This is a genomic window from Klebsiella sp. BIGb0149 (assembly GCF_004362605.1).
GTDB lineage: Bacteria > Pseudomonadota > Gammaproteobacteria > Enterobacterales > Enterobacteriaceae > Klebsiella > Klebsiella terrigena.
The window spans coordinates 1-13,164 of record NZ_SNYG01000002.1; the positions used below are offsets into that span (position 1 = coordinate 1).

Annotated in this window: 14 protein-coding genes; 12 read left to right on the plus strand and 2 right to left on the minus strand. The window is 61.4% G+C overall.

Annotated features, from left to right (window positions below; all coding sequences use genetic code 11):
* Nucleotides 1–598, plus strand: a 598-nt coding sequence (locus EDF75_RS06715) for a molybdopterin oxidoreductase family protein (protein ID WP_279538253.1), incomplete at its 5' end; no start/stop codon positions are given.
* Between the two features lie 114 nt (nt 599–712).
* On the opposite strand, the gene EDF75_RS06720 is transcribed toward EDF75_RS06715, so the two are convergent.
* On the minus strand, nt 713–1,483 hold the full coding sequence (locus EDF75_RS06720) for a DeoR/GlpR family DNA-binding transcription regulator (protein WP_133598038.1): 771 nt from the start codon (nt 1,481–1,483) through the stop codon (nt 713–715).
* Between the two features lie 91 nt (nt 1,484–1,574).
* Here EDF75_RS06720 and EDF75_RS06725 point away from each other — a divergent pair, with 91 nt between their 5' ends.
* On the plus strand, nt 1,575–1,958 hold the full coding sequence (locus tag EDF75_RS06725; protein WP_133598040.1) for a VOC family protein: 384 nt from the start codon (nt 1,575–1,577) through the stop codon (nt 1,956–1,958).
* Nucleotides 1,959–1,993: 35 nt separating this feature from the next.
* Nucleotides 1,994–2,635, plus strand: coding sequence for a CatA-like O-acetyltransferase, family 1 (locus tag EDF75_RS06730; RefSeq protein ID WP_133598042.1), 642 nt, complete (start codon nt 1,994–1,996; stop codon nt 2,633–2,635).
* A 45-nt stretch (nt 2,636–2,680) separates the two neighbouring features.
* Here the strand turns inward: EDF75_RS06730 and EDF75_RS06735 are convergent, their stop codons facing one another.
* Nucleotides 2,681–3,184: a DUF1543 domain-containing protein gene (locus EDF75_RS06735; RefSeq protein ID WP_133598044.1), complete on the minus strand. Its 504-nt coding sequence runs from the start codon at nt 3,182–3,184 to the stop codon at nt 2,681–2,683.
* Nucleotides 3,185–3,471: 287 nt separating this feature from the next.
* Here EDF75_RS06735 and EDF75_RS06740 point away from each other — a divergent pair, with 287 nt between their 5' ends.
* The 9 genes from EDF75_RS06740 (at nt 3,472) to EDF75_RS06780 (ending at nt 13,073) form a co-directional block, all read left to right on the plus strand.
* Nucleotides 3,472–4,695, plus strand: coding sequence for an SfnB family sulfur acquisition oxidoreductase (locus EDF75_RS06740; RefSeq protein WP_133598046.1), 1,224 nt, complete (start codon nt 3,472–3,474; stop codon nt 4,693–4,695).
* A 10-nt stretch (nt 4,696–4,705) separates the two neighbouring features.
* On the plus strand, nt 4,706–5,371 hold the full coding sequence (locus EDF75_RS06745; protein ID WP_370461189.1) for a methionine ABC transporter permease: 666 nt from the start codon (nt 4,706–4,708) through the stop codon (nt 5,369–5,371).
* A 74-nt stretch (nt 5,372–5,445) separates the two neighbouring features.
* Nucleotides 5,446–6,222: a MetQ/NlpA family ABC transporter substrate-binding protein gene (locus EDF75_RS06750; RefSeq protein ID WP_133598050.1), complete on the plus strand. Its 777-nt coding sequence runs from the start codon at nt 5,446–5,448 to the stop codon at nt 6,220–6,222.
* A gap of 64 nt (nt 6,223–6,286) precedes the next feature.
* Complete coding sequence (locus EDF75_RS06755) at nt 6,287–7,330, plus strand: methionine ABC transporter ATP-binding protein (RefSeq protein ID WP_133598051.1); 1,044 nt, start codon at nt 6,287–6,289, stop codon at nt 7,328–7,330.
* A 148-nt stretch (nt 7,331–7,478) separates the two neighbouring features.
* Entirely contained in the window at nt 7,479–9,182 is a 1,704-nt protein-coding gene (locus EDF75_RS06760) for an ABC transporter substrate-binding protein (protein ID WP_133598053.1), read from the plus strand.
* A gap of 45 nt (nt 9,183–9,227) precedes the next feature.
* On the plus strand, nt 9,228–10,187 hold the full coding sequence (locus tag EDF75_RS06765; RefSeq protein WP_133598055.1) for an ABC transporter permease: 960 nt from the start codon (nt 9,228–9,230) through the stop codon (nt 10,185–10,187).
* Nucleotides 10,187–11,134 (plus strand): oligopeptide ABC transporter permease, encoded by a 948-nt coding sequence (gene opp4C, locus EDF75_RS06770; protein ID WP_166646144.1) that lies wholly within the window; start codon nt 10,187–10,189, stop codon nt 11,132–11,134. The genes EDF75_RS06765 and opp4C overlap by 1 nt, the downstream gene beginning before the upstream one ends.
* On the plus strand, nt 11,131–12,111 hold the full coding sequence (locus EDF75_RS06775; protein WP_133598058.1) for an ABC transporter ATP-binding protein: 981 nt from the start codon (nt 11,131–11,133) through the stop codon (nt 12,109–12,111). Before opp4C ends, EDF75_RS06775 begins: the two co-directional genes overlap by 4 nt.
* A complete protein-coding gene (locus tag EDF75_RS06780; RefSeq protein ID WP_133598060.1) occupies nt 12,108–13,073 on the plus strand; it encodes an ABC transporter ATP-binding protein in 966 nt (321 codons plus the stop codon). The genes EDF75_RS06775 and EDF75_RS06780 overlap by 4 nt, the downstream gene beginning before the upstream one ends.
* The last annotated feature ends 91 nt before the right edge of the window (nt 13,074–13,164 follow it).

Here is a 13,164-nt window from a genome sequence, read left to right on the forward strand (position 1 = left end):
CGAGAAGATGGGCGAGCTGGGCTACATCATGTGGCCGTGCCGCGACGAATCCGCCGCCGACCAGGGGACCTCTTATCTGTTTAAAGAGAAATTCGCTACCCCCAACGGGCTGGCGCAGTTCTACACCTGCGACTGGGTTGCGCCGATCGACAGGCTCACCGCGGAATATCCGATGGTGCTCTCAACGGTGCGCGAAGTCGGCCACTACTCGTGCCGCTCGATGACCGGTAACTGTGCGGCGCTGGCGGCGCTGGCGGACGAGCCGGGCTATGCGCAAATCAATACCGCCGACGCCGCGCGTCTGGGTATCGAGGATGAGGCGCTGGTGTGGGTTAACTCGCGTAAGGGCCGCATCATCACCCGCGCGCAGGTTAGCGAGCGGCCGAATAAGGGGGCGGTGTATATGACCTACCAGTGGTGGATTGGCGCCTGCAACGAGCTGGTGACCGAGAACCTGAGCCCGATAACCAAAACGCCGGAGTACAAGTACTGCGCGGTTAACGTTGAGCGGATTGCCGACCAGCGCGCCGCCGAACGGTACGTCATTGATGAGTACAGTAAGCTGAAAGCCCGCCTGCGCGAAAGCGCGATGGGCTAAGTCAGACCGTTTCCCGGGTAGCGGCGTAAACGCCCTGCCCGGGCAACGAGATCGTCGAGAATTTGTCGCATCCAGGGAAAGGAAGCGCAGGTTTCAGCATACGCCGGCCGGGGATTACACCGTATAAATGCGGATGTCGTGCTCGCGAAACGTGGCGCTATACTCGCGGCTGACGTTCTCTTCCACCACCAGCACATCGATAGCGCCGCTTTCAACCACCACAAAGCGGGCCACCGCCGGGATCTTGTCAGACGTCAGGCCAACGATAATTTCGCTACACTGCCCGATCACCGCTTTCTTAAATTCGCAGTCCGCGTAGTCAAATCCCGTCAGGCCGGATTCCGGCGCCATCGCGCAGCCGCCGATAAACCCCTGGTCAAACAGAATCCCCTGCAGCTGCGCAACCGCCGAGGTGCCGACGCATCCCCCGGATGCCCGCTGAATCTGTCCGCCGAGGATAACCACGTCATACAGCGGTTTTTTTAGCAACACGGCGGCAATTTCCGGTGAGTTGGTGACCACCGTCAGCGCCAGCTCGGCGGGTAGGGCCTCGGCCATCGCCAGGTTGGTGGTACCGGTATCGATAAAAATGCAGCCGCCGGGCTTTACCAGCCTTGCGCATTGCTGCGCGATCCTGAGTTTTGTTGCCGTATTTTTATCTTTGCGTTCGCTATAGTCACCGGCCTCCGGCAGGTTCATCACCGCCCCGCCGTAGACCTTTTTGCAAAAACCACCTTTGCTAAGCTCATGTAAATCACGACGAATTGTGTGTTCCGAGACGTTCAGCCTGGTCGCCAGTTCGGCGCAAACCACCCTGCCGTTCTCCTGCAGGATCTGGCAAATGAGCGCTTGTCGCTGCTGAGGGAATGCTGCATAATCGAGCATGTAACATCCTTTTAATTGAGTAATCGAGCATTAGTGAGCATGATCATGCATCTGCTCTCCCTCTGTCAACACGCGTCAGGAGATATTCACCATGAAAGTAGCCCATATCGCGCTTTGGACCCGTCAGCTTGAGCAGCAGGCCCGCTTCTGGGTCGACTTCTTTGCCGGCGAGATTAACGATAAGTACTGCAGCCAGACTAATCACGGCTTTGCCTCCTACTTTGTGAAGATCGGCGACAATATTGCCATCGAGCTGATGACCAAGCCGGGGCTCAGCGCAGGGACGCCGGATAATAACCACACCGGCTGGGTGCACCTGGCCATTGCGGTGGGCGGAGCAGCAAAAGTTGATTTACTGGCGCAGCGCGCCGACGCGCAGGGTATTTTAGTCTCGCCGCCGCGTACCACCGGCGACGGCTACTATGAGGCGGTGATCAAAGACCCCGATGGCAATCTGATTGAAATCGTCGCATAGTCGTCTCTGACATCCGAACCAACCAGGAGCGCGCCGTGCCCGCCTACCACGTTATCGACAGAGAAACCTGGCATCGCCGAGAGCATTTCGAATTTTATCGCACATTTGCCAACCCCAGCTTTAACCTCTGCGTACCGCTTGAAGCGCAACGGCTGTACGAATGCGCCAAAGACCGGCAGGTCTCCTTTTTCCAGCTGGCGCTCTACGCCCTGCTGCGGGCGGCCAACGCTATTCCTGAGCTCAAACAGCGGATGCTGGGCGACGAGATTATTGAATACGATGAGATAGCAGTGATGACGCCGGTGATGACCGCTCAGGAGGGGTTTCGCCAGGTGTGGTGCGACGGCGCCGCCGATTTTGCCGCCTTCAGCCAGGCGGCAACGCCGAACATTGAGGCGGCAAAAACCACCGATCCGGCGCCGCTTATCGTCAACGGGGAGCACTTCTTCTGCGCCAGCTGCCTGCCGTGGCTGCATTTCAGCGCCATCACCCATGCCGAATATTACGTCGGCGCCGCGGTGCCCGCCCTCACCTGGGGCAAACTGAAAAACGGCGTAATACCGGTAGCGGGTAAGTTCAACCACGCCTTCGTTGACGGCCTGCACGCCAGCCGCTTCTTCGCCGAGGTGGAAGCGGGGTTTGCCGATCCGGACGCGCTATGGCGGCCGCTGCCCTGAAACGCTATCCCCCCGCTGATGACCCTCAGCGGCTTCGGCGCGGGGCTAGCGCCCGATCGGCTGGTAGCCCTGCCATTCAGGTTTCGCCGCCGTTCCCGCCGCGTTGGGCGTCAGGTGCAGATACCAGTCGCCCACCTTATCCAGCAGCAGGCAGTCATCAACCTCTTTGAGATTATCTTTATGCTGCTGATCCACGCCCCGCAGCAGCGTGCGCAGCGCCTTCTCTTTCGCTTCCCGCGCGTCCCGCGCCGCGAAAAGGTCAAACTCGTGCAGTTCCGCCAGCGTATCCGGCCGATAGCCCCCGGCATTCACAAAGAACAGCCTGACGTCGGCCGCCGGGGGCTGCTTCGCTAATACCACGTCGTAGCCATCCGCCCAGGTAATCTGGCTGTAGCCATCGATATGAATTTTATCGGCATCGCCGAACCACGCCGCGCGCAGAGCGGGCCAGGCATCCTCCGGCTTTTCCGCCACCACAAACTGAATATCGTGCACTTCAATGTTCGATTTTCCCGCATTGCCGCCAACGTAGAACATAAATAGCTTCACTTCAGATCCCCTTCATTATTATTTTCGCTATATATCAGACTACACAACGAGGTCTTCGGCAAGCCGAACGCGCGCCGGCTGTCGCAAATGCAGCAGCCCGCATTCAGCGCCGCCGCATTTGCAGCATCTCCCTCGCGGGACAAAAAAGTAACTCATTGATTTTTAATAAAATAAAAAATAACTTTTCTGGCACAGCCTTTGCTAACTGATTATATAACTCATTGGAATTATAGATTATTTAGTTATCTATTTTTTGCATATAGCACGGTAATCAGGATGGGATCAGCATGCCAGAAAGCACACAGCCGGTTAGTTACACCCGTTTCGCCCCGCAGGCGCACGTTATCAGCAGCGATGAAGAGGCGGTGGCCATCGCCCATGAGATAGCGCTGGTGCTGCGGCCCGGCGCCGCCGAGCGCGACCGCAGCGGCGTCGTGCCCCCCGAAATCGTCGATACCTTTTCCAACAGCGGGCTGTGGGGCATTACGGTGCCGCGCCGCTGGGGCGGGGCCGAGGTCTCTGCCGCTACGCTGGCGGAGGTTATCGCCATTATCTCCGCCGCCGACCCGTCGCTGGGGCAAATCCCGCAGAACCACTACTGCCTGCTGGAGGATATTCGCCTGCAGGGCAGCGATGAGCAGCGCGCCTTCTTCTTTAACCTCGTCCTGCAGGGGCACCGTTTTGCCAACGCCCTCTCGGAAACCGGGGGTGAAACGGTTCTCGACATCCGCACCCGGCTGGAGGTGCGCCCGGAGGGTCTCTATATCAACGGCCGCAAAGGCTACTGCACCGGCTCCCTCTACGCCCACTGGATCGGCATTCTGGCGCTGGACGCCGACGACAACGCGCAGCTGGCCTTTGTCCCTCGCGACAGCGCGGGGCTGACCGTGGTCGACGACTGGGCCTGCCTCGGCCAGCGCAACACCGCCAGCGGGACGGTGCTGGCCGAGGATCTGGCGGTCGAGCCGTTCCATCTGTTTCCGACGTGGCAATCCTACGCCACGCCAACCCTCGCCGGGCCCTTCGCGCAGCTCACCACCGCCGCCATCGATGCCGGCATCGCCCGGGCGGCCCTCAACGACACGGTGGCCTTCGTGCGCGAATTCTCCCGGCCGTGGATTGACGCCGGGGTAGATCGCGCCGGCGACGACCCGCTCACCATCTACCATATCGGGCAGATCGACAGCCGGCTGGCCGCCGCCGAGGCGCTGCTGGAGCGGGCGGGTAAAACCCTCGATCGCTACCGCAATGCGCTCAACGAGGAGAACGTGGCGCTGGCTTCGGTTGCCGTCGCCCGCGCGAAGGTCTTCACCACCGAAGTGGCGCTGGAGGCCGCCAGCCGCCTGTTTGAGCTCAGCGGCACCCGCGCCGCCGCCAGCGGCAATAACCTCGATCGCCACTGGCGCAACGCGCGCGTCCATACCCTGCACGATCCGGTGCGCTGGAAGTATCAGCTGCTGGGCAACTGGGTGCTGAACGGCGTGCGCCCTCAGCGCCACGACTGGAACTAGGGTGGCGACGGTGCTGGAATTTTTTGCCGAAATCGACTGGAACGACGTGGCGCAGGCCGCTATCGATACCCTGACGATGCTGGGCTGGTCGCTGGGCTTTACCGTCCTGATTGGCCTGCCGCTGGGGATCGTGCTCTACCTGACCGGCCAGCCCCGGCTGCTGCACGCCCCGCGGCTTTACCGCCTGCTGTCGCTGGCCGTCAACGTGCTGCGCTCGCTGCCGTTTATCATTTTGCTGATCGTGATGATCCCGGTGACTACCTTCATCACCGGCACCTCGCTGGGGGTACAGGGCACCATTCCGCCGCTGGTCGTCGGCTGCGCGCCCTTCTTCGCCCGGCTGGTCGAAACGGCGCTGCGCGAAGTGGATCACGGGTTGGTGGAGGCCAGCTGGTCGATGGGCGGCAACACCTGGCAGCTGATCTGGCACACCCTGCTGCCCGAGTCGCGCTCGGGGCTGGTTGCCGCGGTGACCGTCACCGCCATTCTGCTGGTGGACTACACCTCGATGGCGGGCGTAATTGGCGGCGGCGGCCTCGGAGACCTGGCGATCCGCTTTGGCTATCAGCGCTTTCAGACCGACGTTATGGTCGTCACCGTGCTGCTGCTGATTGCCCTGGTGCAGATATTACAAATGAGCGGCGACCGCCTCGTGCGGTCGATAAGCCGTAAATAAAGGATGCCCGCCCTCTTCCCGCTGCCACAGCCGGTTGACGGGCATCCGTCGCGCAAACATTAAAGGAAAAGATGATGAAAAAAACGCTTATCGCCGCCGGGCTGCTGGCCCTGTTCTCTTTATCGGCCGCCGCCAACGAAACGCTGACCGTCGGCGCCACGCCGGTCCCGCACGCGGAGATCCTCGAATTCGTCAAACCGGTGCTGGCGAAAGAAGGGGTCGATTTAAAAATCAAAGTCTTCAACGACTTTATTCAGCCTAACCAGCAGCTGGCGGAAAAAAATCTCGACGCCAACTACTACCAGTACCGGCCGTTCCTCGATAACTACAATCAGACGCGGCACACCAATCTGCTGCCGGTGGTGGGCGTGCATATCGAACCGTTTGGCGCCTACTCCAGTAAATACAAATCGATTAAAGAGGTACCGGACGGCGCCACTATCGCCATCCCCAACGATCCGGTCAATACCGGCCGCGCGCTGGTGATGCTCAGCAACGCGGGGCTCATCACCCTGAAAAACCCGCAGGACCCGCAGTCGGCCACCCGGGATATCGTCAGCAACCCGCACCGTTTTAAAATCCGCGAGCTGGAGGGGGCGATGCTGGCGCGGGCGGTGAACCAGGTCGACCTGGCGTTTATCTTTGCCAACTATGCGCTGGAGGCCGGAATTGATACCGACAAAGCGCTGCTGGTGGAAAAAGGCAGCGATCTTTACGTCGAGTACCTGGTGGCCCGCCCCGACAATATCAACGATCCGGGGATCCAGAAGCTGGCGAAGGCCCTGCACTCCGAGGCGGTTCGCAACTTCATCCTCACCCGCTATAAGGGCAAAATCCTGCCCGGTTTCTGACCGCTGACATCCACCCGGCAGCGCTACCGCTGCCGCCATTTGCTGGCTAACGGAGGAGAATACCGTGACCAATGCGCTCACCGCAGTACCGCATATTGAGTTAACCCACATCGGTAAAGCCTATCCCAACGGCGTTCGGGCGCTGCAGGATATCAACCTGACGATTCACCAGGGCGAAATCTTCGGCATTATCGGGCGCAGCGGCGCCGGGAAATCCACCCTGCTGCGCCTGTTTAACCGCCTGGAAAGCGCCGACAGCGGCGAAATCATTATTCACGGCGAGCCTACCCGGCGCTATTTACCCGCCCAGCTGCGGGATCTGCGCCGCCGGGTGGCGATGATCTTTCAGCATTTCAATCTGATGTCGACGAAGACGGTGGCACAGAACGTCGAACTGCCGCTAAAAATGGCCGGCGTTCCCAGGGACGAAAGGCGGCGGCGGGTCGATGAAATGCTTGAGCTGGTGGGCCTCAGCGCCCTGCGCGACAGCTGGCCGGCCAGGCTCTCCGGCGGGCAGAAGCAGCGTACCGGTATTGCCCGCGCGCTGGTCACTCAGCCGGAAATTCTGCTGTGCGATGAGGCGACCTCGGCGCTCGACCCGGAGAATACCTACGCCGTGCTGGCGCTGCTGAGAGAGATAAACCGGCGCCTCGGCCTGACCATTATCCTTATCACCCACGAGATGGACGTGATTCGTACGCTGTGCGATCGGGTGGCGGTGCTCGAACAGGGAAAAATTATTGAACAGGGCGAAGTGTGGCAGATTTTTGGCAACCCACAGCACGAGGTTACCCGCAGCATGACCGGGACGCTGCACCACGCGCGTCCCGGCGAGCCGGAGGCGCCGGTCGCCGGTCGCCAGGTGGTGACGCTCCATTTTGACGGCAGCAGCGGACGGGAGCCGAATTTACAGCATATCGCCGGCCTGCTCGGGGACCAGGCCAGCCTGCTCTCCAGCAGCTGCGAACATATTCAGGGGCGGACGATCGGCCAGATTCGGGTTCGCCTGGCGCAGCCGCTGGAGCCCGGCGCGCTGCGCCAGCACGGCTGGGTGGCGGACCGCTTCACCCTCGGCACGGAGGAAATGGTGGAAACCACTACTCCTTAGCACAAATCCGGCATTTTAATTCTGCATTATTGCTAATTCTAATTCGCTATAAACCATAGCCTTTCGTTGTTAGACAGCCGGAGGTGCGGCTCTTATCTTTCGTCATGAATTGTAAATTTAAGCGCAATCATTTGATGAGGGAGCACTTTTGTCCAGATTACTGCCCGGATTAAAAACCAAACGTTCGCGATTCTCGCTGGCTCTGAAAATCGCGCTCATTAGCGGCGCGGTGGCATTTTCTTCTGTCGCCACTGCGGATGATATTTTACAGGAAGGGATCACCCCGGCCACCGATGCCAGCCAGATCCCGGCGGCCGCAAAACTACGTAAAGACACCGTGGTCGCCGGCATTTCCGAGCCGCAGGGCATCTTTAACCCCTACTTCTTCGTTAACGGCTGGGATGAAAACGTCACCAACGTCATCTTTTCACGGCTGATTGACTGGGACAGCCACGGTAATCTGGTGCCGGGGCTGGCCGAAAGCTGGACCGTCAGCGCCGATAACAAGGTCTACACCATCAAGCTGCGTCCCAATCTGACCTTCAGCGACGGCTCGCCGCTCACCGCCGAAGACGTGGCCTTTACGCTGACCGTGCTGCTGGACCCCAAATACGACGGCGATACTGACATTACGCTCGCCAATATTGCCGGCGGCGCTGAATATAAGGCCGGTACGGCCGACAGCGTTAGCGGCCTGAAGGTCATCGATCCGCTGACGCTGCAGGTAACCACCAGCGAACCGGGCGCCACCACGCTGGCTAAAATCGGCGGCCCGGTGCTCTCCAAAGCTTACTACGGCAAGGGATATCAGCGCGGCCAGCTCGACTATCTGCGCACGCTGCACGGCAAGCCGCTGGGCAACGGCCCTTACGTCTACGACAAATATCTCCCGGGCCAGGAGATTCGCTTCCACGCCAACAGCCATTACTATCGCGGTACGCCGCCGACGCCGCGCTTTATCTATCGCGTCACCAATCCGTCCACCAACTTCCAGCTGTTCCAGACCGGCGAAACCGATTATGACGCCTTTACCTCGCGTCCGGACGATATCGAACAGCTGAAAATGCTCGGCTTCGCCAACATCAACCTCTACGGCTCCAGCGACTACAGCCAGGTTGAATTCAACGTTCGTCGCCCGGCGCTGCAGGATGTCAAAGTGCGCCAGGCGCTGATTTACGGCCTCGACCGGCAGAAGCTGATTGACGTGGTGTATCAGGGCTACGGCAAGGTGGCCATTGAGCCTATCGCCCCGATCTCCTGGGCCTACAATGCGGAAGGCGTTAACCCGTATAAATACGACCCGGCACAGGCGAAAAAGCTGCTTGATGAGGCGGGCTGGAAGCCCGGTCCCGACGGCATCCGGGTGAAAGACGGCAAGCGCCTCGAGCTGACGCTGCTGGTCAGTAAGAAGGTGCTCAACGATGCGCTGATCCCCATCGCCAAAGAGAACTGGCAGCAGATTGGCGTCCTGCTGAAGCCGCAGGTGGTGGACTTCAACGCCCTGATGGCCCAGCGCAAATCCGGTAACTACGATCTGGCCTCCTTCAGCACCAGCACGCTGAACGATCCGCACGACGGAGTATGGGACTTCTACAGCAGCGAGGCGAAAGAGTCCGGCTATCACAATCCGCAGGTCGATAAGCTGATTAACGCAGGTAACGCAGTGCTCGACGTGAATCAGCGCAAGCCGATTTACCACCAGCTGTACAAAGTGCTGGCGGAAGACCCGCCGGTTATCTTCCTCGGCTACCGCCAGATCCTCTCCGCCAGCAGCGCCAGGGTCAGCGGCTTTAAGCCGGATATCTATAACGGTCTGACCGGCAGCCTGCCGGACGTCAAAATCGCCAGGTAAATATCGTCCCCGCCGGGGTTTACCGGCGGGGAACGTGAGAATGTTATGAGAAATTTTATCCTCAGACGGCTGCTGCAGACCCTGCCGATGCTGCTGCTGGCCTCCCTGATCATCTTTATGCTGTTCGCTAAAACCCCGGGCGACTTTATCGACGGTAATATCACCCTTACCGCCGCCCGCGCCGCCGAGCTGAAGGCCATCTACGGCCTCGACCAGCCCCTGTTCACCCGCTACCTGCACTGGCTCGGCCAGCTGCTGCGCGGCGACCTGGGCTTCTCGCTGCAGTACCAGATCCCGGTCAGCCAGCTGCTCAACCAGTACGTCTGGAACTCCTTTCTGCTGGCCAGCGTCGCGCTGGTTTTTTACTGGGGCATTGGCCTGACGGTGGGGATTGTTTCCGCCATGAAGCCCAACTCGCTGTTCGATCACCTGGTCAGCATCGCCGTCTTCGCCGCCATGTCCTTTCCGACCTTTTTCCTCTGCCTGCTGCTAATTAAGTGGTTCGCCGTCGATCTGCACTGGCTGCCGCCGGGGGGCATGACCAACACCGGCAGCGATGAGCGCGGCTGGGCCTATATCCTGCAGGTGGCGGCGCATCTGGCGCTGCCGGTGCTGGCGCTGGTGATGCTGCAGGCCGGTAGCCTGACGCGCTATTTTCGCGCCAGCATGCTCGAGGTGGTGAAAATGGATTTTATTCGTACCGCCCGCGCCAAGGGGCTGCGCGAACGCACGGTCATCTTCAGGCACGCGCTGCGCAACGCCCTGCTGCCGATTATCACCCTGCTCGGCTTTGAGCTGCCGGGGCTGTTTTCCGGCGCCATCATCACCGAAAAAGTCTTCAACTGGCCGGGGGCGGGCCATATTCATATCGACTCGCTGGCCGCCCGCGACTACCCGGTACTGATGGGCTTTACCCTGTTTCTGGCGGTGCTGACGATCCTCGGCAACCTGATTGCCGACGTGCTGTACGCGTGGGCCGACCCGCGAATTCGAGTGAGGTCATAATGCTCAGTTCACTGTTTTCAACCAACCGTCGCCTGCGTAAAGCGACGATCCCGACGCTGGCGCAGATCGCGCCATCGCCCTGGCGCCAGGCCTGGCAGGCGCTGCGGCGCAACCGACTGGCGATGCTGTGCCTGCTCATCCTGCTGCTAATGGCGGCATGGTGCGCGCTGGGTCCCCTGTGGTCGCCGTGGAAAGATGACGCCACCGACGTGCTGATGCTCAACAAGCCCCCCGGCGCTGAGCACTGGCTGGGTACCGATTTTCTCGGCCGCGACGTCTATACCCGCCTGCTGCTGGCCGGGCGGATCTCGCTGATTATCGGCCTCCTGACCATGCTGCTGTCGGTCACCCTGGGCTATCTGCTCGGCGCGGTCTCCGGCTATGCCGGCGGCCTGACCGACCGGCTGATCATGCGCCTGGCAGATCTGGTGATGACCATTCCCGGCCTGCCGCTGCTGATTGTCGCCGGGGCGATGCTCTCGGAGCTCGATTTCTCCCCGGAGTCGCGGATCTACATGGTGGTCATTATGCTGAGCCTGCTGGAGTGGCCGAAGCTGGCCCGGCTGGTGCGCGGGCAGTGCCTGTCGCTGCGCGAGCGCGACTTTATGCTGGCAACCCGGGTGCTGGGCCTGTCGGCGCGCCGCCGCCTGTTTGGTCATCTGCTGCCGAATACCATCCCGATTCTGGTGGTGATGGCGACGATGGCGGTCGCCAACGCCATTCTGAGCGAATCGGCCCTCAGCTATCTCGGCCTCGGCGTGGTGCCGCCCACCCCGTCGTGGGGCAATATGATGGATGCCGCCAACAGCCTGATCGACTTCCAGCGCCGCCCGTGGCTGTGGATGCCGCCGGGCCTGGCTATTTTTATCACCGTTATCGCCATCAACGTGCTGGGCGACGGCCTGCGCGACGCGATGGACCCCAAAATGAAACAGAGGCTGAAATGAGCGCGCCGCTAATCACCTTTAACCAGCTTTCGGTCTCCTTTGCCGGCGAAAAAAACCGCGTGCGGGCGGTGCGGGAGGTCTCTTTCGCCATTCATGCCGGGCAAACCGTCGGCGTCGTCGGCGAGTCCGGCTGCGGCAAAAGCGTCACCGCCATGTCGCTGATGGGCCTGCTGCCTCCCCAGGCGGCGCGCGTCGACGGCGGAGAGATTCTATTCAACGGCGAGGATCTGCTGCGCCTGAAGGCGGCCAAAATGGCCGACCTGCGCGGCAACCGGCTGGCGATGATTTTCCAGGAGCCGATGAGCGCGCTCAATCCGGTATTCACCATCGGCGAGCAGCTGTGCGAACCGCTGATCCGCCATCGCGGAGAATCGGCAAAGGCCGCCTGGCAGCACGCCACGCGGCTGATTAGCGACGTCGGCCTGGCGCGGGCGGAGAGCCTGATGAACAGCTATCCGCACCAGCTCTCCGGCGGGATGCTGCAGCGCATCATGATCGCGATGGCCCTGAGCTGCGAACCGCAGCTGCTGATTGCCGACGAGCCCACCACCGCCCTGGACGTCACCGTGCAGGCGCAGATCCTCCAGCTGCTGCGCGAGCGCTCCCGGGCCAGCCGGATGGCGATGATGCTGATCACCCACGACCTCGGCGTGATTGCGCAAATGGCAGAGCACGTGGTGGTGATGTACGCCGGCAGGGTTGTTGAACAGGGCCCGACGGCTGAGATATTACGCCACCCGCAGCACCCCTATACCCAGGGGCTGATTGCCTCCCGTCCGGTGCCCGGCGAGCGCCGTCGCCGCCTCTACTCGATCCCCGGCCAGGTGCCGGATCTGGCCGCCCTGCCGCCCTACTGCGCCTTTGCCGACCGCTGCGCGCGCGCCAGCGAACGCTGCCGCCAGGGGATACCGCCGCTGGCGGGCCGCGCCCGGCAGGTCGCCTGTTTTCATCCTGAGCTCGCGGAGGTTGTGGCATGAGCAGTGAATACGTCATTGAGGTCGAAGGGCTTAAAAAGTACTTCCCGCTGCGCGACGGGCTGTTCGGGCAGCAAACCGGCGAGCTGCGGGCGGTGGACGGCGTGAGCTTTAAGATCCGTCCGGGGACCATTTTCGGCCTGGTGGGGGAATCCGGCAGCGGCAAAACCACCGTCGGGCGCACCCTGCTCGGGCTGTATGAGAAAACCGCGGGCAGCGTCAGGTATCGCGGCCGCGAGCTCAGCGCGCTCTCTTCGCGCGAGATGCGGGCGCTGCGGCCGAAAATCCAGCTGGTCTTTCAGGATCCCTACAGTTCGCTGAACCCGCGAATTCGCATCGGCGACGCCATCGGCGAGGCGATGCTGGAGCACGGACTGTGCAGCAAGGCGGAGCTGTATGACCGAACTATTGCGGTCATGCAGATTTGCGGCCTCGCGCCGCAGCATTACAACCGTTTTCCGCACGAATTTTCCGGCGGCCAGCGCCAGCGTATCGGCATCGCCAGGGCGCTGATCCTCAACCCGGATTTCATCATCGCCGACGAGCCAATCTCAGCGCTGGACGTCTCAATCCAGGCGCAGATCGTTAACCTCTTTTGCGACCTGCGCGACGACCTGGGGGTTACGTTCCTGTTTATCTCCCACGACCTCGGGGTGGTGGAGCATCTGTGCGATGACGTGGCAGTGATGTATCTCGGACAGCTGGTGGAGACCGCTAGCCGCGACGCGCTGTTTGCCCGGCCGCTGCATCCCTATACTCAGGCGCTGCTGGCGGCGGTGCCCACCTTAGATCCGCTGCGCGAACCGGCGGTCGCGATGCAGGGCGAGATCCCTGACCCGTCAAACCCGCCGCCCGGCTGCCGCTTCTCCTCCCGCTGCCCGCAGGCCAGCGAACGCTGCCGCCGGGAAGTCCCCGACCTCCGGGAGGTCGCCGAAGGCCATCACGTCGCCTGCCACGCCGTTTAGTTCGCCCCTGCCCGGCAGCGGGCGAAAAAAAACCTGCCGGTTGTTCAGCGGCAGGTTTTGTTCACCGGAGGTGAGCTAATCCTCGTTAGGC